At 57.2% G+C, this 25340-nt stretch carries 26 protein-coding genes; 20 read left to right on the top strand and 6 right to left on the bottom strand.

Translation table 11 applies throughout. The annotated features are described in order from the left end of the window. Positions 1 to 333, top strand: a complete 333-nt coding sequence (locus R8G34_19895) for a hypothetical protein (protein MDW3225119.1) — start codon at positions 1 to 3, stop codon at positions 331 to 333. Between the two features lie 86 nt (positions 334 to 419). Here R8G34_19895 and R8G34_19890 read toward each other — a convergent pair whose 3' ends face one another. Continuing rightward, complete coding sequence (locus tag R8G34_19890; protein MDW3225118.1) at positions 420 to 1175, bottom strand: sulfite exporter TauE/SafE family protein; 756 nt, start codon at positions 1173 to 1175, stop codon at positions 420 to 422. 183 nt (positions 1176 to 1358) lie between these two features. On the opposite strand from R8G34_19890, the gene mdh reads away from it, so the two are divergent. From mdh to lpdA, 18 genes are all read left to right on the top strand, one after another. Further along, on the top strand, positions 1359 to 2321 hold the full coding sequence (mdh, locus tag R8G34_19885) for a malate dehydrogenase (protein ID MDW3225117.1): 963 nt from the start codon (positions 1359 to 1361) through the stop codon (positions 2319 to 2321). Positions 2322 to 3323: 1002 nt separating this feature from the next. After that, entirely contained in the window at positions 3324 to 4517 is a 1194-nt protein-coding gene (sucC, locus tag R8G34_19880; GenBank protein ID MDW3225116.1) for an ADP-forming succinate--CoA ligase subunit beta, read from the top strand. 217 nt (positions 4518 to 4734) lie between these two features. Beyond that, positions 4735 to 5322 (top strand): hypothetical protein, encoded by a 588-nt coding sequence (locus R8G34_19875; GenBank protein MDW3225115.1) that lies wholly within the window; start codon positions 4735 to 4737, stop codon positions 5320 to 5322. Beyond that, complete coding sequence (locus tag R8G34_19870; protein ID MDW3225114.1) at positions 5319 to 5858, top strand: hypothetical protein; 540 nt, start codon at positions 5319 to 5321, stop codon at positions 5856 to 5858. Before R8G34_19875 ends, R8G34_19870 begins: the two co-directional genes overlap by 4 nt. Continuing rightward, on the top strand, positions 5855 to 6337 hold the full coding sequence (locus tag R8G34_19865; GenBank protein MDW3225113.1) for a hypothetical protein: 483 nt from the start codon (positions 5855 to 5857) through the stop codon (positions 6335 to 6337). Before R8G34_19870 ends, R8G34_19865 begins: the two co-directional genes overlap by 4 nt. 1 nt (position 6338) lies before the next feature. After that, the gene (locus tag R8G34_19860; GenBank protein MDW3225112.1) at positions 6339 to 7133 is read left to right on the top strand and encodes a class I SAM-dependent methyltransferase; all 795 of its coding nucleotides are present in this window, start codon (positions 6339 to 6341) and stop codon (positions 7131 to 7133) included. After that, on the top strand, positions 7133 to 7678 hold the full coding sequence (locus tag R8G34_19855) for a hypothetical protein (GenBank protein MDW3225111.1): 546 nt from the start codon (positions 7133 to 7135) through the stop codon (positions 7676 to 7678). Before R8G34_19860 ends, R8G34_19855 begins: the two co-directional genes overlap by 1 nt. A gap of 16 nt (positions 7679 to 7694) precedes the next feature. Next, positions 7695 to 8582 (top strand): succinate--CoA ligase subunit alpha, encoded by an 888-nt coding sequence (gene sucD, locus R8G34_19850; protein ID MDW3225110.1) that lies wholly within the window; start codon positions 7695 to 7697, stop codon positions 8580 to 8582. Between the two features lie 35 nt (positions 8583 to 8617). Then, positions 8618 to 9343: a hypothetical protein gene (locus R8G34_19845; GenBank protein ID MDW3225109.1), complete on the top strand. Its 726-nt coding sequence runs from the start codon at positions 8618 to 8620 to the stop codon at positions 9341 to 9343. Beyond that, positions 9340 to 9702, top strand: a complete 363-nt coding sequence (locus tag R8G34_19840; protein ID MDW3225108.1) for a hypothetical protein — start codon at positions 9340 to 9342, stop codon at positions 9700 to 9702. The genes R8G34_19845 and R8G34_19840 overlap by 4 nt, the downstream gene beginning before the upstream one ends. Positions 9703 to 9722: 20 nt before the next feature. Continuing rightward, positions 9723 to 10244, top strand: a complete 522-nt coding sequence (locus tag R8G34_19835; protein MDW3225107.1) for a hypothetical protein — start codon at positions 9723 to 9725, stop codon at positions 10242 to 10244. Then, positions 10241 to 13198 (top strand): 2-oxoglutarate dehydrogenase E1 component, encoded by a 2958-nt coding sequence (locus tag R8G34_19830; GenBank protein ID MDW3225106.1) that lies wholly within the window; start codon positions 10241 to 10243, stop codon positions 13196 to 13198. The genes R8G34_19835 and R8G34_19830 overlap by 4 nt, the downstream gene beginning before the upstream one ends. A 19-nt stretch (positions 13199 to 13217) precedes the next feature. Continuing rightward, positions 13218 to 14720, top strand: a complete 1503-nt coding sequence (gene odhB / locus R8G34_19825; protein MDW3225105.1) for a 2-oxoglutarate dehydrogenase complex dihydrolipoyllysine-residue succinyltransferase — start codon at positions 13218 to 13220, stop codon at positions 14718 to 14720. Between the two features lie 125 nt (positions 14721 to 14845). Then, positions 14846 to 15280, top strand: a complete 435-nt coding sequence (locus R8G34_19820) for a trypco2 family protein (protein ID MDW3225104.1) — start codon at positions 14846 to 14848, stop codon at positions 15278 to 15280. A gap of 224 nt (positions 15281 to 15504) precedes the next feature. Beyond that, positions 15505 to 16080, top strand: coding sequence for a hypothetical protein (locus R8G34_19815; protein ID MDW3225103.1), 576 nt, complete (start codon positions 15505 to 15507; stop codon positions 16078 to 16080). A 24-nt stretch (positions 16081 to 16104) separates the two neighbouring features. Next, the gene (locus R8G34_19810; protein MDW3225102.1) at positions 16105 to 16488 is read left to right on the top strand and encodes an MAPEG family protein; all 384 of its coding nucleotides are present in this window, start codon (positions 16105 to 16107) and stop codon (positions 16486 to 16488) included. Positions 16489 to 16765: 277 nt separating this feature from the next. Further along, positions 16766 to 17176: an MAPEG family protein gene (locus tag R8G34_19805; GenBank protein ID MDW3225101.1), complete on the top strand. Its 411-nt coding sequence runs from the start codon at positions 16766 to 16768 to the stop codon at positions 17174 to 17176. A 120-nt stretch (positions 17177 to 17296) separates the two neighbouring features. Further along, entirely contained in the window at positions 17297 to 18685 is a 1389-nt protein-coding gene (gene lpdA / locus R8G34_19800) for a dihydrolipoyl dehydrogenase (protein MDW3225100.1), read from the top strand. 65 nt (positions 18686 to 18750) lie between these two features. Here the strand turns inward: lpdA and R8G34_19795 are convergent, their stop codons facing one another. The 4 genes from R8G34_19795 to R8G34_19780 are packed head-to-tail and all read right to left on the bottom strand — an operon-like array spanning position 18751 to position 21662. Next, entirely contained in the window at positions 18751 to 19359 is a 609-nt protein-coding gene (locus R8G34_19795) for a pyridoxamine 5'-phosphate oxidase family protein (protein ID MDW3225099.1), read from the bottom strand. Continuing rightward, positions 19352 to 20083, bottom strand: coding sequence for a lysophospholipid acyltransferase family protein (locus R8G34_19790; GenBank protein ID MDW3225098.1), 732 nt, complete (start codon positions 20081 to 20083; stop codon positions 19352 to 19354). Before R8G34_19790 ends, R8G34_19795 begins: the two co-directional genes overlap by 8 nt. After that, positions 20083 to 20988: an FtsX-like permease family protein gene (locus tag R8G34_19785; GenBank protein MDW3225097.1), complete on the bottom strand. Its 906-nt coding sequence runs from the start codon at positions 20986 to 20988 to the stop codon at positions 20083 to 20085. Before R8G34_19785 ends, R8G34_19790 begins: the two co-directional genes overlap by 1 nt. Beyond that, entirely contained in the window at positions 20985 to 21662 is a 678-nt protein-coding gene (locus R8G34_19780; protein MDW3225096.1) for an ATP-binding cassette domain-containing protein, read from the bottom strand. The genes R8G34_19785 and R8G34_19780 overlap by 4 nt, the downstream gene beginning before the upstream one ends. A 168-nt stretch (positions 21663 to 21830) precedes the next feature. Between R8G34_19780 and R8G34_19775 the strand changes: the two genes are divergently transcribed. Next, on the top strand, positions 21831 to 22700 hold the full coding sequence (locus tag R8G34_19775; protein ID MDW3225095.1) for a zinc-ribbon domain-containing protein: 870 nt from the start codon (positions 21831 to 21833) through the stop codon (positions 22698 to 22700). Here the strand turns inward: R8G34_19775 and R8G34_19770 are convergent, their stop codons facing one another. After that, entirely contained in the window at positions 22701 to 25307 is a 2607-nt protein-coding gene (locus R8G34_19770; protein ID MDW3225094.1) for a TIGR02302 family protein, read from the bottom strand. Between the last annotated feature and the right edge of the window lie 33 nt (positions 25308 to 25340).

Genomic DNA, 25340 nt, shown 5'->3' with positions numbered 1-25340 from the left:
ATGACACGCTTTTCCAAAATGCTGCATTTGGGCGCGCTTAGCGCTGCAGCCGCGCTTTACATCGCTTCCACCACGGACGCCGCCGCTCAAAACGCACGCAATTGTGCCCCACGCGAGGCTGTCGTTGACCGGCTTGCCGATGGGTACGGAGAAACCCGTCAATCCATGGGTCTGGGGGCAAACAATGCCGTGATCGAAGTGTTTGCTTCAGATGAAACGGGCTCCTGGACAATCACGGTGACGACGCCAAATGGCCTGACGTGCCTTGTGGCCTCCGGTCAGTCCTTTGAGACATTAGCCGAAGCATTGCCTGCCAAAGGCAACGACGCCTGATTTCCTGCGCATTGCGCAGGACATCCGCATCGTCCTTATGACCTTTGCCTGATCGCCCGTATTCTCGGGCTGCGGGCCACCAATATTTATGTCAGACCGTCCCAGATCAGCTTGACGCCTGTGATGCTCAACAGCAGGTATGTCAGCCCGAAGAACAAGCGTTCTGGCACGGCGCGATGCGCCCGCACACCCACCCAGGCGCCCAAAAGCGCAAAGGGCGCCAGCACCAGATTTGCAAGACCTGTCTGCGTGGTGAACATGCCCAATGCGGCATATGGTATGGCCTTGGCGATGTTGATGACCCAAAACACGAGCACGGTGGTCGCCTGATACTCCGTTTTCGTGCGTTCCTCAGACAGCAGATAAACAGCCGCTGGCGGCCCCCCGGCGTGGCTGACAAAGCTGGTGAAACCTGCCACGGCGCCTGCCAAAGCCCCCGCCCAGTGCGGCATTTTCCGATCCGGGTGCGGCTGTAAGATGCGGGCTTTGAGCAATTGCCACAGCACAAACCCAAGTGAAATAGAACCGATCAGAACCCGAAAGACGTCAGGCTGCGCAATTTTATAAAGCGCGGCCCCGAGAGCCACACCGGGAATACCTCCTAAAATCAGCAGCACTGCGGCCTTGTTGTCCCACTTGCGCCAGTAGGGTCTCAGTGTTGCGGCATCAATCAGCATCAAAAGTGGCAGCATTACGCCCAGCGCCAATCCCGGTTCGACCACGAGCGCCAGAATACTCGCTGCGGCAAAGGCCGCACCCGATCCGAATCCTCCTTTGGAAATTCCCGCAAAGATCACCGCCGGGCCTGCGATGGCAAAAAACATCCAATCCAGCGTGAGCAACCGCGACCCCCTAATTGCGCGAAAATACGGCGAACCGGCACGCGCACCCCGCGAGACCAGCTTAAACCACCGTCGATACATCACGATAGCGCGCTGATAAACACAAGACTGCAACCGAACTTGCGCAACCACGCGCTATTGGTTAGCACAGGCGCAATCTCAACCGAACGCGGAGAAAAATCCATGGCCAGACCCAAAATTGCGCTCATCGGCGCAGGTCAGATCGGCGGCACGCTTGCTCATTTGGCAGCATTGAAAGAACTCGGCGATGTCGTCCTGTTTGACATTGCCGAAGGCATACCCGAGGGCAAAGCGCTCGACATCGCGGAAAGCGGCCCCTCGGCCAAATTCGACGCAACGATGTCGGGCACGCAGTCATACGAAGACATTGCGGGTGCAGATGTCTGCATCGTGACCGCTGGCGTTGCACGCAAGCCGGGCATGAGCCGGGATGATTTGCTGGGCATCAACCTGAAGGTCATGAAATCCGTTGGCGAGGGGATCGCCGCGCATGCACCGGATGCATTCGTCATCTGTATCACCAACCCGCTGGATGCGATGGTCTGGGCTTTGCGCGAATTCTCCGGTCTGCCGCATGAGAAAGTCTGCGGCATGGCGGGCGTTCTGGACTCGGCGCGCTTCCGTCACTTCCTTGCCGACGAATTCAACGTGTCCATGAAGGACGTTACTGCCTTTGTCCTTGGCGGGCACGGCGACACAATGGTGCCGTTGGTTCGCTATTCCACGGTCGCAGGCATCCCTTTGCCGGACCTGGTGAAAATGGGCTGGACCACGCAAGACAAGCTCGACGCAATCGTACAGCGCACACGTGACGGCGGTGCGGAAATCGTTGGTTTGCTGAAAACAGGCTCTGCTTTTTATGCGCCTGCAACCTCCGCCATCGAAATGGCCGAGAGCTATTTGAAAGACCAAAAGCGGGTTTTGCCCTGCGCCGCATACGTTGACGGGGCCTATGGCTTGAAGGGCTTTTATGTGGGCGTTCCTACCGTTATCGGAGCTGGTGGCATCGAGCGGGTTGTGGAAATCTCCATGGATAAAGATGAACAGGCGATGTTTGACGGTTCTGTCAACGCCGTCAAAGGTTTGGTCAAGGCCTGCAAGGACATCGACAACACACTCGCTTGATCTCGACGAGTTGTGCGCCATCAAAGCACCCCGTCGCCGGGGTGCTTTTGATTCCTTGAACAACTTTTTGAACCCGTGCTGTACGGCAGAACGCGTAGTGATCCTTTGATGTCGGAGAACAAACAAGAGTAGGAATCCGTCTATCCGCGCTCTTGATGCGCCACGCATGTCACGAACAGCATCCTGTTTATCCATGAGACCGGACGTTGCTGACCTAGCCATTTCGGGAAATGTGACGCCCTCGGCCCTTTTGGCCCTGAAACCCATCTATTCATGCATTCAAAGCGGGGCACACTCACCGTTGTGCGATCCCACCGTGCTCTCGAAGGTTTAAGCGCCAAGATGACTTGCACTATCTTCTTTTGAACAGTTTTTGCAAAACTGATCGCTTGGCAAAGTGCGACCGTTTGCCGAGCACATGTCGCGTTCGCACCGCCGCAAACGCCGTCAATCTGTCGCATACGGTTTCCTCGCTTGTTTTCCTTTTCTCAGAACTGGGTCCGTTCCGATCAATCCTTCCAACGCCCGGTGATGCATTTGCTGTAACGAAGCGTTCAACTGTTTTCGGACCAGCAATGCCAAAAAATAAAGATCCGTCCGGGGCACAATCGGTAGAGCTTTGAAGGATCAGCGTCGCGATCCCCAAATAAGACACAAGCAGTGTTCATGAGCTTTGCCATGACGCTCTCAAGGATGTTCAGACATCTGAGACAATCTTGCTTCTATTTGACGGGAACCGGCTTTGTGATCCACCAAGAAATGACTGCAAAGCCCACAGTTTCCGCCATCCCCTGACAACGCAAAAAACCGGTGCGAATCCCACGCACTCTATGAAAATAGTCTTTGCTTGGCTTTTTGTGATCACAGCTCGAAAAACTGTGATCACAAAACTCGAGAATTGGCCGTCGAACCGCGTTGATGGGGATAAACCGGTTCCATTGTAGAAAATTTGCGTTTTATAACAACAAAAGATCCGATCCATCAAAGCACGGGACCCACTCCATGAATATCCACGAATATCAAGCGAAAGCATTGCTGCGCAGCTACGGCGCTCCGGTTTCTGACGGGCGTGTTGTCCTTCGGGCCGAAGAGGCCAAGACAGCCGCAGGGGCGCTTGATGGTCCCATGTGGGTGATCAAGGCGCAAATCCATGCGGGCGGTCGCGGCAAAGGGACGTTCAAGGAAGCCGACGCCGGGGACAAGGGTGGTGTGCGCATCACCAAGTCTGTCGAAGAGGCTTCTGAGGAAGCCAAAAAGATGCTCGGCCGCACCTTGGTCACGCACCAGACCGGCCCGGCTGGCAAACAGGTCAACCGCATTTACATCGAGGATGGTTCGGGCATCACAACGGAGATGTATCTCGCCCTTCTCGTGGATCGCCAGACGAGCCGCGTCAGTTTTGTATGCTCCACCGAGGGCGGCATGGACATTGAAGAGGTCGCCGCGGCCACCCCCGAAAAGATCCTGTCTTTCTCCGTTGATCCGGCCTCTGGCTATCAGGCGTTTCATGGGCGTCGCGTCGCTTTTGCGCTCGGTCTGGAGGGTAAGCAGGTCAAACAATGCGTTGGCTTGATGGGGCTACTTTATAACGCCTTCATGGAAAAAGACATGGAGATGCTGGAGATCAACCCGCTGATCACCACCGATGCGGGCGATCTCAAGGTGCTGGATGCCAAGGTCAGCTTTGACGGCAACGCGATGTATCGCCACCCCGACATTGCTGAGCTGCGCGATACCACTGAAGAGGACAGCAAGGAGCTGGAAGCCTCCAAATACGACCTCAACTACATTGCGCTGGACGGTGAAATTGGCTGTATGGTCAATGGTGCGGGTCTGGCGATGGCGACCATGGACATTATCAAGCTCTACGGTGCTGAGCCTGCGAACTTTCTTGATGTAGGCGGTGGGGCGACCAAGGAAAAGGTCACCGAGGCCTTCAAGATCATCACCTCCGACCCGCAGGTCAAAGGCATTCTGGTGAACATCTTCGGCGGTATCATGCGCTGTGATGTGATTGCCGAGGGCGTAGTTGCTGCCGTGAAAGAGGTCGGTCTCAAAGTACCACTGGTGGTGCGTCTTGAGGGGACCAACGTGCAGGAAGGCAAGGACATCATCAACAACTCCGACGTGGATGTGATCGCAGCAGATGACCTGAAAGACGGCGCACAGAAGATCGTTAAGGCTGTTAAGGGGTGAGCGGCGGTCCGGGCATAAGCCCGGCGAACGCTCCAGTGGAGCGTTCGAGCCGCGAACGGGCGGAGCCCGGGGGCGGGCTTATTAGAAAAGGTCCGGGGGACCTTTTAGCTCAATCACCGGCGGAGGCCTGGCAGGGTGTTGAGGGCAATCATCTGATCCGCCGATCCGTCGGAAAGAACCCTATGCCCGGCTATAGGCAAGTTCCGAACTTACAATGATGATCCACGATCCAATACCAACCGAACAACACATGCGCATCCACAAGGCCATTAAAGCCCCAACCTTGATGTTCGGCGGTATGGTCATGGGTTTGGTCATGACGCTTTTTGGGATCGCCGCAATTTTTGCTTATGATATTGAGAGCACGACGGATATGCGCTCATTGTTTGGTTTTCCCGTCGTGTGGACCCTTATGTTCGCCGTCCCCTACCTGCTCTACTGCGCAGTTCCAAAGTACCCATTGGAGCTTGACGAAACAGGCTTCACCATGAACAGTTACTTGGGTCCGCTGAAAGTACGTTGGGATGCGGTCTGCAAGATCGAAGAGACCAGTACAAGCTATATCAGTGGGTTTTGGACAACAAGATTGATCTTTGCGCGTGTACATGTCTCCGCGCAAGGCGAAACATCTCTAAGGCAACCGTGGCCCCGATGGAAATGGAATAAACCATCCCGTATCAACGGAAACCGCTTTGTTCTTGTGTCCGCAAGCCAATTGGAAATTCGCGGCACATCATTGATCGAACTGATGACGCGATATTGGACCGAGTATCGTAGCGAGCAGCCAGCGGAGGTTTCCTTGTGAGCCCGGCCGCAATTTATCAGACCTTTTCATTACTTGCAGCGCTCACCCTCACCGCCTGCTCCTCCCAAAACGTCTCCCCTGACACAGCAGAACTGCGCAACATGTGGCGGGTCAATCTGGTGCCCAAGAGCGAGCCATACCAGATGACGCAAGCCTTTGATCGCTATTGCACAAACGGGCCGCGTGATGCCAAAGCCTCTGAGGCCAAGATACGCGCGGCGGGTTATGTGCCGCTGCCGCAGGAAGTGCCCGGCATCAAGGCCTATGTGATCGATAACGAAAGACCGGCGGTGGCCATATCCTCCAAAATGTGTCTGGTGCAGGCGGACTCGCGCACAGGCCAGACCACGCGGTTTCAGAACTACGTGGCCAAAACCTATCCAACGGCCCGCGCCATTGACCCCAAAGCTCTGGGCGATGACATCGAACAGGCCTGGTCGGTCCCTTCTGATCCCCCTGCCCTGATTGCCACCGAACGCACCGAAAGCTTTGGCTGGTATCGCTATGCCATCATTCTCTATCGGCCAAATACATGATCCGCGCGGCATTCATATGGTGTGTCATGGCATGGCCTGCGCTGGCCCAGACCGCGTCGGATGCCGCCATCACCGCGTTCAATTCAGTCTGTTTCAAAGCTGGTCAAACCGCGGCGCAAGCGCGGACGCGTATGGAGGCGCAAGCCGGATCACCGCTGCCCTTTGATCTGACCTTTTGGGATTTCACATTGGAACCTGCGCCCAGCGCGCCCGCCACAATCGAACGCCGCTGCGAGGTTGCGTTCAAAGGTGATCACACGCGCGACGCCATCACCGCGCTGCGCAAACAAATGGCCACGCCGCCGGTTTTTGGACAGGCCATTGATCTGCCCGCAACTCATGTGCCTGAAATAGGCACGGCCTTGATCGAGGGGCGTGAACTGCTGCGCAAGCGTGTCGCTGTGGTGCATGTTGGCATCCGGGACGAACAGACTTTTATGGCGGTTGACCGACTGCCTGTGGGTTGGGAGGAGCGCTGAAATGTTGGATACAACGCTGCGCGCCTGCCCTTGCTGCACCGCCACGGGAACCGCACCTTGGCCGCAGTATTCGCCGGCAAACTGGGACGTGGTGCGCTGCACCGCATGTGACATGACCTATCTGCAAAATCCCGTTGCTTACGAAGCGCTGGAAGAAGATTTCGCTTGGGAAAAAACCTATGAGGTCAAGAAAACGACCACCAAAGGATCGACCTCGCTCAGCCCTGCCATTAGGTCGTTACGCAAGAAACTGGGCCTGACCCATCGCAGCAAGCATGACAAATACCGTCAGTGGTTCAACGACGGTCATGTGCTGGATGTGGGCTGCGGTCTGGGCCACCGGATCCAGCCACCAATGACGCCCTATGGTATTGAACTTTCAACGCAATTGCATGCACAGGCGGATAGCTTCATGCGCGCGCAGGGGGGGTATTGCCAACATGGCGCGGGGGCCGAAGCGATCTGGGAATTCCCGGAACAGCACTTCGACGGCATCGTCATGAACTCCTATCTGGAGCATGAAACCGACGCCATGACCGTGCTGAAAGGCGCGCATCGGGCGCTCAAGGACAGTGGTGCTGTCTACATCCGCGTGCCCAATTTCGGCTCGCTTAATCGCCGCTTCATCGGGCCCAAATGGTGCGGCTTTCGCTATCCCGATCACGTCAATTATTTCACGCTGAACACACTCAAAGATATCTGTCGCCGCGCTGGGTTCACATCCGAACTGGTCAACAAGATCGCGCTTCCCGTGGATGACAACATCACCGTGCTTCTGCGCAAGGAGGCCGTATGATGAACGTCCGACCCGCGCTCATGGCCGCATGTCTGATCCCCGCGCCTCTCACCGCGCAAAGCTTTGACGAGGCCGTCTGGACCAACACCAGCATTGCCGTGCAGCTCTGCCTGCAGGAGCATCCGAGCGGCGCCGCGCGGGCGGGTGCCTTTCGCGCCTCCGGTTTTGCTGAAACCGTCGAGCGCAGCACAACCAATGCTGACACGACCCATGTCTTCACGGCCCCCGCCCAAACTGTCACCGCGGAACTTTACTATGGTGAAATGCCGCAGCATTGTTTTGTTGAAACCCGGCATCTTGGCGTCACGGGTATGTCACAGATGCTGGATGCGATCATCCCGCGTCTTTTCCCCTCCTATGTGCGCATCGCAGATCAGGGTGCAGTTGATCCTGCAACCGGTCAACCGGCGCTCTGCGTGCGTTACGAAGACCCTGCAAACCCTATCGGGCATGTGGTCGGGGCGGCAACGCTCGACCCCACGCCCAACCAAACAGGCTGTGTCGATAATGGCACCAGCTCTCTCTACAGTTCATACCGCGTATAAATAAAAAGGATCTATCATGGCCGTCCTCATCGACGAAAACACCAAAGTCATCTGTCAGGGGCTCACCGGCTCGCAGGGAACCTTCCACACCGAGCAGGCGATTGCCTATGGCACCAAAATGGTTGGCGGCGTGACCCCCGGCAAGGGCGGGCAAACCCATCTGGACCTGCCGGTGTTCAACTCTGTGCATGAAGCCAAGCACGTGACAGAGGCCAATGCCTCCGTGATCTATGTGCCGCCCCCTTTTGCGGCGGATTCGATCCTGGAGGCGATTGACGCGGAAATGGAACTGATCGTCTGCATCACCGAAGGCATCCCGGTGCTGGACATGATGAAGGTGCAGCGCGCGCTTGAAGGGTCCAAATCCCGTCTGGTCGGGCCGAACTGCCCCGGTGTGATCACGCCCGATGCGTGTAAAATCGGCATCATGCCCGGTCACATTCACAAACGCGGCTCCTGCGGTGTGGTCTCGCGCTCCGGCACGCTGACCTATGAGGCGGTGAAACAGACGACCGATCTGGGCTATGGCCAATCGACGGCTGTGGGCATTGGCGGGGATCCGATCAAGGGCACCGAACACATTGACGTGTTGGAAATGTTTTTGGCCGATGATGAGACGCAAAGCATTATCATGATTGGTGAAATCGGCGGCTCCGCCGAGGAAGACGCGGCACAGTTCTTGGCAGATGAAAAGAAAAAGGGGCGCTGGAAGCCGACCGCTGGTTTTATCGCCGGTCGCACGGCCCCTCCGGGCCGCCGCATGGGCCACGCGGGCGCGATTGTTGCGGGCGGCAAAGGTGGTGCCGAGGATAAGATCGACGCCATGCGCGCCGCTGGCATCGTGGTCGCTGACAGCCCCGCGACCCTGGGCGAAGCCGTAAAAGAGGCGATTGAGAAGGGGTGAGCCGCGACCCGAGCATAAGCGAGGCGAAAGCGCCAATGGCGCTTTCGAACGGCGAACGGGCGGAGCCACGGGGTGTCCATTTTCGCAACGTAGCCAAGAAATTTAGCATGGCGGCGGCATTGATCGCGTTTGGCTCTATTGTTCAGGCTCAAAGCACGCCGGATAAGGCCGAGCAGACAATCCAAACCTGTCTGACAAGCGAGTTCAGCGCCGACTCTCTTTCAAGTAGCCTATCTTTACTCGGATGGCAGCGTGTTGCGAACGCCGATCTCACTGAAGAACATTTGCACAACTGGGCCGCTATCCGTCTGATCCAAAGCATGGCGTTTGGAAAAGCTTCGGCAGTCAGATGGCAAGCGGCTTGGGAACTTGCATTAAAGGGTGCAGGCGGAGTGCGACGTCTGGTACCCATCGAAGACTCCCAATCATTGCAGTTTTTCTTCGAGCATGCCGAAATGAACGGCTTTCTAGAAGCGGGCGTGCAAACTTACCCGGCAGGCGCGCATCTTTCCTGTGAGTTTGTTGTTCTTCCAGTACTTGCTGAGAAGTCGCTCCAACCGCTGCACCAAAACCTCCTGAATGACAGCATGCCACCAGTCGTATTTTTGAAACCACAACAATTCGATACGGCCGGAATCAAGCGTCAGCTCAATATGAGCCTTCTTAAGAATGATGAAATCTCGCAATTGACCGAAACCGACTTCCCCTACATCGCCCACGTAAGTACGGGGCAGTCGATGAAAAATGTGGTGCCCCAATGACCGACCATCCCCAAATTGACCGGTTCCACGCCTCCTCTTGCGTGCAAGGGCACAACGCGGAAAACCTCGATCAGATGTTTGCGCGCTCTGCGAATGCCCCCTATGCGGTGGATGTCGCGTGGCAGGTGTTTTTCAGAGCCATGGGGGAGGATGAGATCTCGGTCAAACGCGAGGCTGACGGACGCAACTGGGCGCGCGCGGATTGGCCGTCCCAACCGGGCGATGAGATGACGCAGGCCCACCCCGAGGGGAGGAAAGCAATGCGCTCACCCCTTCAATCGGTAGGTTCGCCTTTGGCAAAACGAAGCGGTTCGGGCGCTGCCCTGCCTCGCAGACGGACGGGGGGTCTTTGCAAATGACCCTTACAAGCTATTCCAAAATGAATTTCATTATGAGTAGAGCGAATGCCTTGCTGGCAGACCTGTTTTCAAGACGCGGGCGGATGTCCGCAGAAAGATTCAGGACGGCTTATTTTGCCAATGTGGCCATTCTTGTCGTAGCCAGTGCGCTACCATTCCTTGTTCCACCATTGATCTCATCCAACCTGTACTTTTTATGCATGGGCTTGACCTTTTTTTCTGTCTACAATGTCGCGACAAAAAGGCACCGTGATACTCTTCCGTTACACATTGCGCCGAAAAATCCTTTCCGCATTTTACCGTCCAATCCGTACGCCGACCAAAGTACGCCGGGTAGTTTGTGCGGCGTCGGCTTCGTTTTTATGTCATTTTCACCATTTATGCTGCTCCATTTTGAACTCGGCAAAGTTGCCCTGCAAGGCTGCGCCGTCTGTTTCATTTTCGGCAGCGTCGCCACTCTTGCCACACGATTTCTCTGGGTGGCCCCATCATATCCCCGCACCAATCAATACGGTCCCAACCCACATGAGGTACCTCAATGACCGACCATCCCCAAAACGACCAGTTCCACGCCTCTTCCTTCATGCAGGGGCACAATGCGGAATACCTCGAACAGATGTATGCGCGCTATGCCAGTGATCCCCATGCAGTTGACGAGGCATGGCAAGCGTTTTTCAAAGCCATGGGCGATGATGAGGTCTCGGTCAAACGCGAGGCTGAAGGACCCAGCTGGGCGCGCAATGATTGGCCCCCCCAGCCCGCCGATGAAATGACGCAGGCCCTGACAGGGGAATGGGCGCCCGAGGCCGAAGTCAAAGGCGCGGGCCAAAAGATCAAAGCCAAGGCCGCCGAACAGGGCGTCGAGGTATCCGATGATCAGATCAAACGCGCCGTGCTGGATTCTATCCGCGCGTTGATGATCATCCGCGCCTACCGCATCCGGGGCCATCTGGTGGCGGATCTGGATCCGCTGGGCATGCGCGAGATGACGCCGCACCCGGAACTGGACCCGAAATCCTACGGGTTTACCGAGGCCGACATGGACCGCCCCATTTTCATCGACAAGGTGCTTGGGCTGGAAACCGCCTCAATGCGCGAGATCCTCTCCATTGTGAAACGCACCTATTGCGGCACCTTTGCGCTACAATACATGCATATTTCCAACCCCGAAGAGGCCGGGTGGCTCAAGGAACGCATTGAGGGCTTTGGCAAGGAAATCCAGTTCAGCCGCGAGGGCCGCAAGGCGATCCTGAGCAAGCTGGTCGAAGCCGAGGGCTTTGAGAAATTCCTGCATGTGAAATACATGGGCACCAAACGCTTTGGCCTGGATGGTGGCGAAAGCCTCGTCCCGGCGATGGAGCAGATCATCAAGCGCGGCGGTGCCTTGGGGGTGCGCGACATCGTGATCGGCATGCCCCACCGCGGGCGTCTGTCGGTGCTGGCAAATGTCATGATGAAACCCTACAAGGCGATCTTCAACGAATTCCAGGGCGGTTCGTTCAAACCCGAGGATGTGGATGGATCGGGCGATGTGAAATACCACCTCGGGGCTTCCAGTGACCGCGAATTTGACGGCAATTCCGTGCACCTCAGCCTCACCGCCAACCCCAGCCACCTTGAGGCGGTAAACCCCGTCGTGATCGGCAAGGTCCGTGCCAAGCAGGATCAAAACAACGATGATGCGCGCACCAGCGCCATGCCGATCCTGCTGCACGGCGATGCGGCCTTTGCCGGACAGGGTGTCGTGGCGGAGTGTTTTGCGCTCTCGGGATTGCGCGGCCACAAGGCGGGCGGCACGATGCATATCGTGGTCAATAACCAGATCGGTTTCACCACCGCGCCGCATTTTTCGCGCTCCTCGCCCTACCCGACGGACAACGCTCTGGTCGTTGAGGCACCGATTTTCCACGTGAACGGGGATGATCCGGAGGCGGTTGTGCATGCGGCCAAGGTCGCCACCGAGTTCCGCCAGAAGTTCAACAAGGACGTGGTGATTGATATCTTCTGCTATCGCCGGTTTGGTCACAACGAAGGCGACGAGCCGATGTTCACCAACCCTGTGATGTACAAAAAGATCAAGGGCCAGAAAACAACTCTCAGCCTTTATACCGAACGCCTCGTGCGCGATGGTTTGATCCCCGAGGGCGAGATCGAGGACATGAAAGCCGCGTTTCAGGCGCATCTGAGCGAGGAATTTGAAGCCGGCAAGGAATACCGTCCCAACAAAGCGGATTGGCTGGATGGCAAGTGGTCCCATCTGGACAAACAAGAGGCCAAGTATCAACGCGGCAAGACGGCGATTGCCAAGGGGACGTTCAAGGAAGTCGGCAAGGCTTTGTCGACCTTGCCTGAGGGCTTCCCCCTGCATAAGACCGTGGGTCGGTTGCTGGAAACCAAGAAGGCGATGTTTGATGCAGGTGATGGCATTGACTGGGCCACTGCCGAGGCCATGGCTTTTGGTTCGTTGCTGACCGAAGGGTTTCCGGTGCGACTGGCCGGGCAGGATTCAACACGCGGGACCTTCAGCCAGCGCCACTCCGGGCTGGTCAATCAGGAAACCGAAGAACGCTATTACCCGCTCAACAACATCAAACCGGGTCAGGCGCATTATGAAGTCATTGACTCGATGCTTTCTGAATATGCGGTTCTGGGGTTTGAATATGGCTATTCGCTGGCCGAACCCAATGCGCTGACCCTTTGGGAGGCCCAGTTTGGTGATTTTGCCAATGGCGCGCAGATCATGTTTGACCAGTTCATCAGTTCGGGTGAAAGCAAATGGCTGCGCATGTCCGGACTTGTGTGCCTGTTGCCGCATGGGTTTGAAGGTCAGGGACCGGAGCACTCCTCTGCGCGGTTGGAGCGGTTCTTGCAGATGTGTGGCCAGGATAACTGGATTGTGGCCAATTGCACGACGCCGGCCAATTACTTCCACATCCTGCGCCGCCAGATCCATAGGTCGTTCCGCAAACCGCTAATCCTGATGACGCCGAAATCGCTACTGCGCCACAAGCTTGCGGTCAGCAAGGCCGAGGAATTCACCACCGGTTCCTCCTTCCACCGTCTGATGTGGGATGATGCGCAACAGGGCAATTCTGATACGAAACTGGTCGCTGACAAGAAAATCAAACGCGTGGTCATGTGTTCGGGCAAGGTCTATTACGACCTGCTTGAGGAACGTGACGCGCGCGGCATCGACGATGTTTATCTGCTGCGGGTGGAGCAATTCTATCCCTTCCCGGCGCAATCAGCCGTCAAGGAATTGGAACGTTTCAAGCAGGCCGAAGTCGTCTGGTGTCAGGAAGAACCCAAAAACCAAGGGGCCTGGACTTTCATTGAACCCAATATCGAATGGGTTCTGGGACGGATCAGTGCGAAACACCCGCGCCCCCTTTATGTGGGCCGCCCCACTTCCGCCTCCCCCGCAACGGGGTTGGCCTCTCAGCACAAAGCACAACAAGCAGCGCTCGTGAATGACGCGCTGACGATCTCGAAATAATCGGCGAAGGAACAGAGACATGACCACCGAAGTGCGCGTCCCCACGTTGGGCGAATCCGTGACAGAGGCGACCGTCGCCACTTGGTTCAAGAAACCGGGCGATACCGTGAGCGTTGATGAAATGCTGTGTGAATTGGAAACCGACAAGGTGACCGTGGAGGTTCCAAGCCCGGTGGCAGGTACCTTGGATGAAATCGTGGCAGGCGAAGGCGACACCGTGGGCGTTGACGCGCTTTTGGCAAATATCGCCGAGGGGGGCGCCGGGGCAAAACCAGCGCCTGCTGCGGCAGAACCCGCAGACGCAGCCCCGGCTCCGGCCGCTGCTGGCGGATCGGTTGATGTCATGGTTCCAACTCTGGGCGAAAGCGTCACCGAGGCGACGGTCAGCACGTGGTTCAAAGCCGTGGGTGACAGCGTCGCACAGGACGAAATGCTGTGTGAATTGGAGACGGATAAGGTCAGCGTCGAGGTACCCGCCCCGGCTGCGGGCACGATCACCGAAATCCTCGCACCGGAAGGCAGCACCGTGGATGCGGGCGGCAAACTTGCGACCCTGAGCGCGGGTGCGGGCGCTGCTGCTGCGACGGCCCCGGCCGTACCGGCACCCGCCCCTGCCGCCGCCAGCGGTGGATCGGACGTTGAAGACGCCCCGTCAGCCAAAAAGGCCATGGCCGAGGCCGGGATCAGCCGCGATCAGGTCACCGGCACCGGTCGCGACGGGCGCGCCATGAAAGAGGATGTCGCCAGCGCTATTGCTGCGGCTGCCGCGACCCCGGCGGCCCCCGCTGCCGCGCCGCGCGCGCCTGTGGCTGCGGATGATGCCAGCCGTGAGGAGCGGGTCAAGATGACCCGTCTGCGCCAGACCATCGCCAAGCGCCTCAAGGACAGCCAGAACACCGCCGCCATGCTCACCACCTACAATGAGGTCGACATGACCGAGGTGATGGCCCTGCGGAATGAATACAAAGACCTGTTCCTGAAAAAACACGGCGTGAAACTGGGCTTTATGTCCTTCTTCACCAAGGCCTGCGTACATGCGCTGCGTGAGGTGCCAGAGGTGAACGCGGAGATCGACGGCACCGATATCGTCTATAAAAACTTCGTGCATATGGGCATTGCCGCCGGCACCCCCACGGGCCTCGTGGTGCCGGTCATCCGGGATGCGGATGCGATGGGGTTTGCCGATATCGAAAAGGCGATTGCCGAAAAAGGCGCGCGCGCGCGGGATGGCAAGCTGTCGATGGCCGAAATGCAGGGCGGGACGTTTACGATTTCCAATGGCGGGGTTTATGGCTCGCTGATGTCCTCACCCATCCTGAACCCCCCGCAATCGGGCATTCTGGGCATGCATAAAATTCAGGACCGCCCGATGGCGATCAAGGGTCAGGTCGTGATCCGCCCGATGATGTATCTGGCACTCTCCTATGACCACCGGATTGTGGACGGCAAAGGGGCGGTGACGTTCCTCGTGCGCATCAAGGAAGCCCTGGAGGATCCGCGCCGGTTGCTGATGGATTTGTAGTCCGTTGTCACGAAAACAACATAGGGCAGCGCCCGACCCTGGGTCGGTACAAAGTGCACTCCCGCGAAGAGAGCCGGTTGCTGCCCGGTGCTGCCGAGTCAAAACTATCGAATTGTGAGCACTGCATGGACCTAAAAGAGTTTATAAAAGAAACGATTAGCGGCATTGTCGACGCCACTGCGGAATTACAATCAGAATACGACGAAATGGGTATCCTGATTAATCCCCCCGTTTCCAACAGTGAACGCGATTTGTTCGAAGAAGGCAGTATTGACCACACATATCGCCGTGTTGAATCGGTAGAATTCGATGTAGCGGTCACTGCGACAAATGAGACCTCGGGCGGAGGTAAAGCGGGCCTAAAAATACTATCTATGGAAGCCGGCGCCCGCGGAGATCATCTACGATCAAACGAAGAAATAAGCAGGGTCAAATTTTCGATTCCAATCGCTCTAGCTCCGAGTTCGGCAGAGGGGCGCAGTAGAGAGGCAAGAGAAAGACTAATCCAGAATACAGACGCTTTAGTGAACCGCAAAAGCTCCCGGAGCAGCATCGCTTGACCTCACAACGCTGAAAAGAAACCCAAAGAGGCCAACAGTAACCGAATTCGAAACCCTCGCCCGCAATCGTCTCCTAACTCTTCTGGCCATATCTTTGCAACTCCCGAGAATCCGCATCATTTGAGTCACGTACCGAACGCCGCATAATTGTTCCCTAGCCACAGCGCCGCAGGTCGTGCAAACTCCCCTTTAACCCTTCCGTCTCTCCAACCGGACCCACTCAGATGTCCCAGCTTCTCGATTCAATCCCAAAGGAATGGCCCCGAGTTTTCTCGGTCATTTCCATCGGGTTCATCGGGATTTATGCGGGCATCGAGGTCGCGGGTGATCTCAACAACCGCGACAGTTTTTCAATCACTGGCTGGGCGCAGGATGTCGTTGACCCGCTGCCCAATGTGGCCGCAGGCATCATCCTGTTTCTGTCGGTCTTTGCCGCCTATGCGATGGGCGAATTGATCACCACCATTGCGCCGATCTATGTCACCAAAGCGCAAAAAGCCCGCCGTTTGCAAATGCTGTTGGCCGCACGCGATGATGACACGGGGTTTGTGCGCGAGGTCCTGCGCAAGACGGATAACAAGGTCGAATTTTTCTGCGGTCTTTTCACCATCACAATGCTGTCCTGGATCGCCAAAATGATCGTGCTGACGTGGTTGGGGGCCTATGGCGGCGCGCTTTATCAACTGCCCGGCATTGCGCTCAGTCTGGTATTCTTTCACTATTCAAGGGAGATGGCTGTGCGCGACATCCGGTTGCTCATTGCCGCACAGAAACCACCCCAGGAAACAACGACCCCCTAGACCAACCCCCAATAGGAGCAGCGCATGACCGAAATCCAAATCCTGGCCCTTTATGGCCTCCTCGTCATCGCGACCCTCATTTTGCAAGCCACCGGCGCGCTCACGCAATTGGGCATGGGCTATTTGCTGGGCAGCCGCGACGAGGGGCGCACCGTGTCCGGCATCGCCTCGCGTCTGGAACGCGCGCTGAACAATTCTGTCACGGCGATGGTGCTTTTTGCGCCTGCTGTTCTGCTGCACATCATCGCGGGTACCACCAGCAATCAGACCCTGCTGGCTGCGCAGGCCTTTCTTATCGCGCGGATCATCTACCTGCCTGCCTATGCCTTTGGCATTACCGGCGTCCGCAGCCTGGCGTGGACGATCGGCATCGTCGCCACGATCACGCTGTATCTGCTCGCACTTTGATCCTGATCTGATGTCTTGCACCGCTGCCCCGTCGTCTGATGCACCATCCTTACGGTTTCCGGTGCAAGTCACGCCATCAGATGATGTCACGATCAACGCTCAGACACCGGCGGGCGACGCCTGTCAGGGTTTTCTGTCTTGATCGCCGTTCTGGAGTGTTTCGCACGCCGGATTCGTATGGCCGAGAAACCGGTGCGACAACATCGGTTGTTCCTGCGTACCACTCCGGGGTGGCGCTTACGGACGACTGCATGGATCAAACAGAAGAGCTTTCGCGATGACACCTGAACTCATCGTCCTGACGCTGGCAGCCTTGTTGCAGGGCGTGCAGTTTGCGCTGATGGCGATCCCTGCCAATCTGGAACTCGGCACCGCCAAAACACTCAGCCCGCGCGATCCCGAGCGTTTGGGCGGCAACTTGCAAGACCTCGTCTCATCCCGCACCGGACGGTTGATCCGAGCCTTGAACAACCATTTCGAGGCGCTGATCCTGTTTACCATTGCCGTGCTCGTGGTGACGCTATCGGATCAATCCACCCGGTTTACGTCGACCTGTGCCTGGGTCTATTTGGCTGCGCGCGTGGCCTATATCCCGGCCTATGCATTTGGGTGGACGCCGTGGCGTTCCCTGATCTGGGCCACCGGCTTTGGCGCGACCTTCGCAAAGTTGCTTGCGGCGCTGGTCTGAGGGGGTGAGAATGGGAAAACATTCAGAGAAGATGCACATTTCCGGTGTACAGGCTGTGTACGCATGGTGCACAGCTTGTGTACACCACAAAACGACCCAATGACGACCAAGGAGAACCCCATGGCAAACTATGACGTGATCATCATCGGCTCCGGCCCCGGCGGCTATGTCTGCGCCATTCGTTGCGCGCAACTGGGGCTGAAGGTCGCCTGTGTCGAGGGGCGCGAAACACTGGGCGGGACCTGCCTGAATGTGGGCTGCATCCCCTCCAAGGCGCTGCTGCATGCCAGCCACATGCTGCATGAAGCGGAGCACAATTTTGCGGCCATGGGTCTGAAGGGTAAAACCCCAACCGTCGATTGGAAACAGATGCTTACTTATAAGCAGACGACCATCGAGCAAAACACCAAGGGCATCGAATTTCTGTTCAAAAAGAACAAGGTGGACTGGCTGAAAGGGTGGGGTTCCATTCCTGAGGCGGGTAAGGTCAAGGTTGGTGATGAGGTGCACGGCGCCAAGAACATCATCATTGCTTCTGGCTCGGAGCCGTCTTCCTTGCCCGGTGTTGAGGTTGATGAAAAGGTCGTTGTGACGTCCACTGGCGCTTTGGAATTGGGCAAAGTGCCCAAGAAAATGGTGGTCATCGGCGCAGGCGTGATCGGGTTGGAACTGGGGTCGGTCTATGCGCGTTTAGGATCAGAGGTCACTGTGGTTGAATTCCTTGATGCGATCACACCTGGAATGGATGCGGAAATTCAAAAGACATTCCAGAGAACTTTGAAAAAACAGGGCCTTACATTTGTCATGGGGGCGGCTGTACAGAAAAGCGAAGCGACCAAAACCAAGGCAAAAGTGACCTATAAGCTGCGTAAAGATGACAGCGAACACACCATTGATGCGGATGTGGTTTTGCTGGCGACGGGGCGTAAACCCTATGTGGACGGGCTGGGTCTGGAAGCATTGGGTGTGTCCATGACGCAGCGGGGTCAGATTGCGGTGAACGCGAAGTGGGAAACCAACGTGCCAGGCATATATGCCATTGGCGACGTGATCGAAGGCCCGATGCTGGCGCATAAAGCAGAAGACGAAGGCATGGCAGCCGCCGAACAGGTTGCGGGCAAGCATGGCCACGTCAATTATGGCGTCATCCCAGGTGTCATCTACACGCATCCCGAAGTTGCCAACGTCGGTGCAACGGAAGAGACCCTGAAAGACGAAGGACGCGCATATAAAGTTGGCAAGTTCAGCTTCATGGGGAACGGTCGCGCGAAAGCCAACTTCGCAGGCGACGGTTTTGTGAAAATACTCGCGGACAAAGCAACGGACCGCATTTTGGGCGCACATATCATCGGCCCGGCGGCAGGCGATCTGATCCACGAGATATGTGTGGCAATGGAATTTGGCGCATCCGCTGAGGATCTGGCCATGACCTGTCATGCCCATCCGACATATTCCGAAGCCGTGCGCGAAGCGGCACTTGCCTGTGGCGACGGCGCAATTCACATGTGACACATGGTGGCCTGAAGCCCACCCTACGGTGCGCGCCGTAGGGTGGGCTTCAGGCCACCGGCTACTTACCACATGGTTTTTTCTGCGCGTGCGTACCATCCCGCATCGTAAGAAGCGCCGCCTTCTTCGCCGTTACTGGCCTCAGCCAATATCTCACCGGCGGTGGGCAATTGAGCCGACTGATCTCCGTCCCGCCACATCCCTGAGCGTATCAGAGCGCGGGCGCATTGCGTGTAAATCTCAGCAATCTCAATCACAATGACCGTGGCAGGCAACCTGCCTTTATCACCAAAGTGTTGGCGCATATCGGCGCTTGCAGAAAGCCATGCTTTTCCGTTCACGCGGACCACAGTGTTCGAGCCTGGCACCATGAACAACACGGAAACGCGACCATCCTCAACAATATTACGCAAGGAATCCAATCGGTTATTCCCACGCCAATCAGGCATCAAAAGCGTTTCCGGATTCATTTCCTGCACAACCGGTCCATCATCGCCGCGTGGGCTGGCATCTGTCCCCGCGGGGCCAACCGTACTCAGGACACAGAATTTAGACGCCAAAATCCACTGCCGGTAAAGCGGCGTCAGACGCGGGACAACTTTGCGCAATGCGGGCGCGCCCGGCGTGCCATAGAGTTCCAACAGCGCGTCAATCGTTTCAACTCGATCATTCATCCGGCACACCTCTAAAACCAGCCTCGCGCATCAATGCGTCCGATCGGTCTTCCACCGACGCCTCGAGAGTTTTCATAAAGTCGTTGCGTCCCATACCGGGTTCCATGGTCGGCAAAAATTCCACTACGGCCACGCCCGGTTTTCGCAGCATGCCCCGCTTGGGCCACAACACGCCCACATTCGTGGCCACGGGAATGCAAGGCTGGCCGAGTTGTTCATAAAGCACGCCCGTTCCCACCTTATAGGGCATTTTAACGCCCGGCGCCACGCGAGTGCCTTGGGAATAGATGATCAATTGCCCCGGTTCTGCGCGCCCGGCGTCCACATCAGACACCATCTTGTCAATGGCCGCGCCTCGCTTTCCGCGATCCACCGCGACACAGCCTAGGCGTTTGGCGTATTGACCAATGATCGGTGTCATCAATATCTCTTTCTTCATGATGAACTTCGCAGCGGGCAGCGCCGTAAAAATCATCATGATGTCCAGAAAGGATTGGTGTTTCGCAGCGATCAGCGCATCACCAGAAGGAATTGTGCCGCGCACTTCGCACCTTATGCCAACCATCCAGCGTGCCGTCCAAAAGACATAACGTGAATAGGTCTTACAGGCGGCATAAGCGCCTTTGCGGCTGAACATGGCCCAAGGTGCAAAGCCAAGACCGATGATCGGCATCGCGATATACATCTGAACGATGAAGACAAAAGAACGAATATATTGAAGCATCAGGCGAGCCTTTTAAGTGCGCGGTTTGCGGCAGCGCCCGTTGCCAGAAATGCAACGACGCCGGCGAGCAAGGGAATGAACATCGGCAAGATCCAGTGCCACCCCTGAAAGCCAAGGCCTGTCAGGAAGCCGCCCTGATCGGATGCAGCAGGCATCAAGAGCACCGCCCCCAACCCAAGGATTGTTCCCACGGCGGCACCGCCCAAAGCGCGCAATGTGAACCGGCGGATAAAAGCCTGTGCGATGAGGTGATCTGTTGCCCCGACAAGTCGTAGCACAGCAATGACCTGTGCATTTGCCGCCAAGGCAGCATGGGCCGCCAGCGTTACCAAAGCCGCCGTGGTCAATGCCAAAAGAACCGCAGAAACCCAGCCCAACAAGCGCAATCTGGTGGCCGCATTTATCAACGGTTCGCGCCATCTCGTATGATCATCAAGCACCGCACCGGGAACTTCAGCTGCCAGGCGCAGGCGCAATCCGGCCGCGTCGAATCCCCGGTCTTCTTCGATGACCTCAATCAATTGCGGGATCGGCAAAGCATTCAGATCCAGTTCTGATCCAAACCACGGTGCCAACAGGGCCTGTTGTTCCTCATTGTCCAACGCCCGCGCGAATGCCACGCCCGCTGTGCTCTCCAATATCTGAAGCGTCGCGGTTGTCTGCGCTGCTCTTTGGTCTTGCGGCGCGACAATGCGGATCGTTGAGGAGAGCGCCAATTCATCGCCCCAGCGCGCCGCCAACCTGCCGGAAGCGAGCGACAAGGCCATGGCAAACACCGCCAGAAAAGCCATGGCACCGGCCGTAAATAGGGTCAACTGCGCGGTAAACCCGGATGGCGGCACAACGCGGTCATTCTGGGGGTTACCAAACATCAATTGCCTGAAATCGAGGAGTTGGATTTTCATAGATCCGCACCCGCCAGTTGAACCCGCTGATTGGCTATTCTGAGCACGCGTGCCTGCACTTGGGTTTTCGCGGCGCGGATCAGGCTCAGATCATGGGTCGCAATCAAAACGGTCTTGCCCATTTTGTTCAGTTCAACCAGCAAGCGTAGCAGGCGCTGCGACATTTCCCAATCCACGTTACCGGTCGGTTCATCCGCCAAAACAGCGTCTGGTGACATGATCACGGCACGCGCCAGAGCGGCGCGCTGGCGCTCCCCCCCGGACAACTCGGGTGGTAAGGCATTCGCGCGATGTGTCAATCCGACCCACGCCATCAGCTCGCTCAGATCACCGCCTTCGGCCTCATCCTGACGCCCTGACACGTTCAGCGGCAAGGCGATGTTTTCAGAGACGGACAAGTGGTCCAGAAAACGACAGTCCTGATGCACCACACCGATCCGCCGCCTGAGCATAGCGATACCGTCGCGTTCCAGGCTGCGCAGGTCATCGCCAAAAAGCACGACCTCACCCGATGTTGGCAAGAGCGCGCCGTAACACAGCTTGAGCAGGGTCGTCTTGCCTGCACCGGACGGCCCGGTCAAAAAATGGAACGAACCGGGAGCCAGTTTTAAAGAAATTTCAGACAGAAGCGCGCCGCCGCCATAGCTGTAAGCGACATTTTCCAGCTCAATCACAAAAGCCCCCGATTTGATCGTCGCGCAGTTGTGCCTGAGTGCCCGTCTGGTTTCAATGCATCACTTAGCAGCTTTGTGCGCAGTTAACGCTTTTCGCAGGACCTTCGTGCCAATATGGTCCACAAAGCGGGCCATGGATGAGGATTTGGCGATGGAGCACCACGTAATATGCGTTTGATTTGTCCCAACTGTAATGCGCAATACGATGTACCTGACAATGCCATGTTGCCGGGCGGACGGGACGTCCAGTGTTCGAATTGCGAACACACCTGGTATCAGGACTTTCCGGAAGACAATGCGGATAGTGAGGGATCGCCGCCTGAATTGGCCGTGCCACGTCAGGATAAAATCCCGCAACCGTCGGAATCTGACGCAAGTCGCATCAAGGTCGACCCATCTGAAGGGACGACACAGACAGTCTCACAAACTTCTGAGAGCGCTTTGACGCCGCCAATACCCAGCCGGAAACCACTTGATCCCAGTGTGGCCAGTGTTTTGCAGGAGGAGGCTCAGCTTGAAGCACGGGCACGCAGGAGCGAAAATGCCGGCCCGGTGGAGACGCAACCTGACCTTGGCTTGAATGAGACAAGCAGAGACGACGAGACAAAAAAGCGCGCAGACAAAGCCCGGGCAAGAATGATCCGTCCGGCTCCGGAAAATACCGGGGCTTCGGCAGATGAAACGGCCGTCGCCGTAGCAAGCACGCGCCGCGCACTTTTGCCTGATATTCAGGAGATCAACTCGACCATGCGGTCCAACAACGACCGTTCACCAAACGAGGATCCGGGACAAACTGCACAAATAGAAGCGCGCGAACGACGTGGTTTTGCCCGCGGTTTTACACTGATGGTCGTTCTGGCGGCTGTGTTGACACTGCTCTATGTGATGTCGCCACAAGTGGCGAAAGCCCTGCCGCAAGCGGAAGCAGGGATCAACGCTTATGTTGCAACAGTCGATCAGGGGCGTGCATGGCTCAACGGTCAGATCGAAGCGATCCTCACCTGGCTTGACACGGTCATCGCACCAAGTGGTTCTTGATTAAAAGCGATCTAGCAGGCGTTTCAGGTAGTCGCGTTCCACCTCGGGGCGCGCGACTTCACCCGAACGGCGACGGATTTCATCAAGCAGTTCGCGCGCGCGTCCATAGGCGTCATCGTTCAGGGCCAGCGGGCTGTTATCCCCGTCCACACCGGAGTTACCCGACTCGCGCCCCAGTGGGTCGCGGTTCTCCGCACGTTGGTCAGAGGGTTGCGTGCCCTGCCCGGGTTGCTGGTTGCGTTGCTGTTCCGCCATCATCTCGCCCAGAGCCCGCATGCCCTCGCGCAGCGCCTCCATGGCTTGCCCCTGATTGTCGATGGCTTCGGCCAGATCATTTTCCCGCAGCGCGTCCTCGGCGCCATCCATCGCCCGTCCTGCCCGGTCCAGCGCGTCGCGCGCGGCATCACCTTCAGGCGTTCCTGCTCCGGGTAAATTGCCTTGTTGGCGTTGCAATTCATCCCGCAATGCTTGTTGACGATCCGCGATGGAGCCCTGCGTATCACCGCCCTGCTCACCTTGTGATGGATCACCTGACTGTGCGCCTTGTTGTTCACCGCCGCCCTGGCCTTGACCCTGTTGGCCCTCGTGGCTCTGTCCGCGGCCCTGTCCGCCGTTGCGACCTTCATTCCCTTCGTTTTCGCCGGCTTGTGCGTTGGGATTGAACTGCTCCTGCAGGTCCCGAAAGGCTTGATCCGAAAGACCCTGCTGTTCGCGCAAGGTCTCGGAAAGCCCTTCCATGGCCTGCTCGCCCGGGCTCTGCCCGCCCTGACCCTGCTGGCCTTGGGTGACGCGCATATTCTCCATCATTTCCTGAAGTTCTTGAAGCGCTTGCTGCGCTTCGGCCATGCGCCCTTGCTCCATCAACTCCTGAATGCGGTCCATCATGCGTTGCAGATCGTCCTGCGTCATCTGCATTCCGTTTTCATTGCCGCCGGACTGGTTTTCATCGTTCTCTTGCTGCTGACGCTGCGCTTGACGGGACAATTGTTGCAAATAATCTTCCGTTGCGCGGCGCAGTTCCTGCATTAGTTCAGCAATTTCTTCGTCTGATGCACCGTTCTTGATCGCTTCGTTCAAACGTTCCTGCGCGCGGCGCATCCGTTCGGCGGCATCCGCCAGATCACCCTCTTCGAGGATAATCGCGAGGTCCCACATCTCTGCGCTCAGATCTTCTTGCATCTGATCGCTCAAGCCATATTTGGCAAATGTTTCCAACTGTCGGATCACTTTGCGCAGGCGCAACGCATCCACCTGCTTGCGGAACAAATCTTCCGGAATGTAAGATGTTGCGCGCAAAATCTGGCTGATCCGGCCGTTGTTTTCACGTGACCAGAGCAGATCGCGGCGCTGTTCGATCACCGCGGCAGCCACCGGATCAAAGAACCGCCGTCCCGGCAAAACCATCTCGCGCGGTTCGGTCTCAAACTCCTGTTCCGCCCCATCGAGCGCAGAGAGGCGCACCATCACCGGCAGGTTTGCCCAGGGGTGTTCAGAGAAATCCTCAATCAGATTTTCCTCAAACGCATGTCGGTCGCCCGCAATCGGCGTCGGCAGTGGCACAATCAGATCGGGCCGATTTTCGGGATCAATACTCAAACCATGGCGCCGCTCGACAGAAGCAAGGTCAAGTGTGAAACGTGCCTCGCCCGCTTCAACACCGTAATCATCGCTGGCTTCAAACGGCAGGGTCATCTCCCCCATTGCCGAGGCAGATGGGTCATCCAATACGGCAATTTGCGGCGGGGCATCCGGAATGATTTCGATCTGCCAGACGCGCCCACCCGGCCCGCTGATTTCGACCGTGCCATTTTGCACAACTGTGAAATCCTGCGCTGGATCAGAGGCGGGCGGCACCTCAGTGCGGCCGGAAACCGTTTCCGACAGGGTCAACGCACCCACTTCGCCGTAAAGACGTAAGGTGATCAGGCTGCCCACTGGCACTTTGAGCACGCCTTCGGGGATATCGTTGAGATAAATCGTCGGCCTGCCGGTATACCGCGGGCTTTCCGCCCAACCTTCCCATACAGGTCCAGAGGCCAGCCCACCAGCACCGGGGGTCATATCGGAAACTGACCCCACGCGCCAAATGGACCCGAAAAGCAGAGCAATCCCGAACACCAGTACGGCGAGATACCGCAAAGCATAAGGATCACGCTTTGAAACGCGCAAATCTGCCGGGACCGGCTGGGCTGTGGCGGCGCGCTCCGCCATACGTGCCTGATGCGCGCGCCAAACCGCCGAAGATGCGTCATCGGTCGCACCAATGGTTTGCGTATCCGTCATCGCCTGCAGCGGTCTGCCCGGCAAGCTTGCATCCAGCCGCGCAATCGCCTGTGACCATGTGGGTAATCTGAATTTCAGGAATGCATATCCCAGCGTCGCTATCCCGCCCAACGCTGCAACGACGGCGATGGCCCACACCGCCTCAACGGCGACCATGTCCTGAACGCCCAACATCAGCGCCGCGAGCACAAACAGGCAGACGCTCAGAAGGGGCCAGAGGCTTTGCACAAACGCTTCTGCGGTCATACCAATGTATGTCAGTCGCAACGGCCAGCGCACATCGTGCAGTGTCCGTTTCACATCAGCCTCGGAAAATGACGCCATCGTTTTTCTCCGCTCGCTTTGAGGTGCGGGAAT

Source organism: Paracoccaceae bacterium, assembly GCA_033344815.1.
GTDB lineage: Bacteria > Pseudomonadota > Alphaproteobacteria > Rhodobacterales > Rhodobacteraceae > Roseobacter.
The sequence above is the reverse complement of the archived record's forward strand: the minus strand, read 5'-3'. Positions and strand labels throughout refer to the sequence as shown.

What these genes read in the sequence shown, in the direction of transcription:
- R8G34_19860 (MDW3225112.1), top strand. Translation starts at nt 6,339, where the DNA reads ATGTTGGATACAACGCTGCGCGCCTGCCCTTGCTGCACCGCCACGGGA.
- R8G34_19785 (MDW3225097.1), bottom strand. Translation starts at nt 20,988, where the DNA reads ATGAAAATCCAACTCCTCGATTTCAGGCAATTGATGTTTGGTAACCCC.
- sucD (MDW3225110.1), top strand. Translation starts at nt 7,695, where the DNA reads ATGGCCGTCCTCATCGACGAAAACACCAAAGTCATCTGTCAGGGGCTC.
- R8G34_19845 (MDW3225109.1), top strand. Translation starts at nt 8,618, where the DNA reads ATGGCGCTTTCGAACGGCGAACGGGCGGAGCCACGGGGTGTCCATTTT.
- R8G34_19815 (MDW3225103.1), top strand. Translation starts at nt 15,505, where the DNA reads ATGTCCCAGCTTCTCGATTCAATCCCAAAGGAATGGCCCCGAGTTTTC.
- R8G34_19770 (MDW3225094.1), bottom strand. Translation starts at nt 25,307, where the DNA reads ATGGCGTCATTTTCCGAGGCTGATGTGAAACGGACACTGCACGATGTG.
- R8G34_19875 (MDW3225115.1), top strand. Translation starts at nt 4,735, where the DNA reads ATGATCCACGATCCAATACCAACCGAACAACACATGCGCATCCACAAG.
- R8G34_19855 (MDW3225111.1), top strand. Translation starts at nt 7,133, where the DNA reads ATGAACGTCCGACCCGCGCTCATGGCCGCATGTCTGATCCCCGCGCCT.
- R8G34_19840 (MDW3225108.1), top strand. Translation starts at nt 9,340, where the DNA reads ATGACCGACCATCCCCAAATTGACCGGTTCCACGCCTCCTCTTGCGTG.
- mdh (MDW3225117.1), top strand. Translation starts at nt 1,359, where the DNA reads ATGGCCAGACCCAAAATTGCGCTCATCGGCGCAGGTCAGATCGGCGGC.
- R8G34_19790 (MDW3225098.1), bottom strand. Translation starts at nt 20,083, where the DNA reads ATGCTTCAATATATTCGTTCTTTTGTCTTCATCGTTCAGATGTATATC.
- R8G34_19820 (MDW3225104.1), top strand. Translation starts at nt 14,846, where the DNA reads ATGGACCTAAAAGAGTTTATAAAAGAAACGATTAGCGGCATTGTCGAC.
- R8G34_19835 (MDW3225107.1), top strand. Translation starts at nt 9,723, where the DNA reads ATGAATTTCATTATGAGTAGAGCGAATGCCTTGCTGGCAGACCTGTTT.
- lpdA (MDW3225100.1), top strand. Translation starts at nt 17,297, where the DNA reads ATGGCAAACTATGACGTGATCATCATCGGCTCCGGCCCCGGCGGCTAT.
- R8G34_19830 (MDW3225106.1), top strand. Translation starts at nt 10,241, where the DNA reads ATGACCGACCATCCCCAAAACGACCAGTTCCACGCCTCTTCCTTCATG.
- R8G34_19865 (MDW3225113.1), top strand. Translation starts at nt 5,855, where the DNA reads ATGATCCGCGCGGCATTCATATGGTGTGTCATGGCATGGCCTGCGCTG.
- R8G34_19805 (MDW3225101.1), top strand. Translation starts at nt 16,766, where the DNA reads ATGACACCTGAACTCATCGTCCTGACGCTGGCAGCCTTGTTGCAGGGC.
- sucC (MDW3225116.1), top strand. Translation starts at nt 3,324, where the DNA reads ATGAATATCCACGAATATCAAGCGAAAGCATTGCTGCGCAGCTACGGC.
- R8G34_19810 (MDW3225102.1), top strand. Translation starts at nt 16,105, where the DNA reads ATGACCGAAATCCAAATCCTGGCCCTTTATGGCCTCCTCGTCATCGCG.
- odhB (MDW3225105.1), top strand. Translation starts at nt 13,218, where the DNA reads ATGACCACCGAAGTGCGCGTCCCCACGTTGGGCGAATCCGTGACAGAG.
- R8G34_19895 (MDW3225119.1), top strand. Translation starts at nt 1, where the DNA reads ATGACACGCTTTTCCAAAATGCTGCATTTGGGCGCGCTTAGCGCTGCA.
- R8G34_19775 (MDW3225095.1), top strand. Translation starts at nt 21,831, where the DNA reads ATGCGTTTGATTTGTCCCAACTGTAATGCGCAATACGATGTACCTGAC.
- R8G34_19795 (MDW3225099.1), bottom strand. Translation starts at nt 19,359, where the DNA reads ATGAATGATCGAGTTGAAACGATTGACGCGCTGTTGGAACTCTATGGC.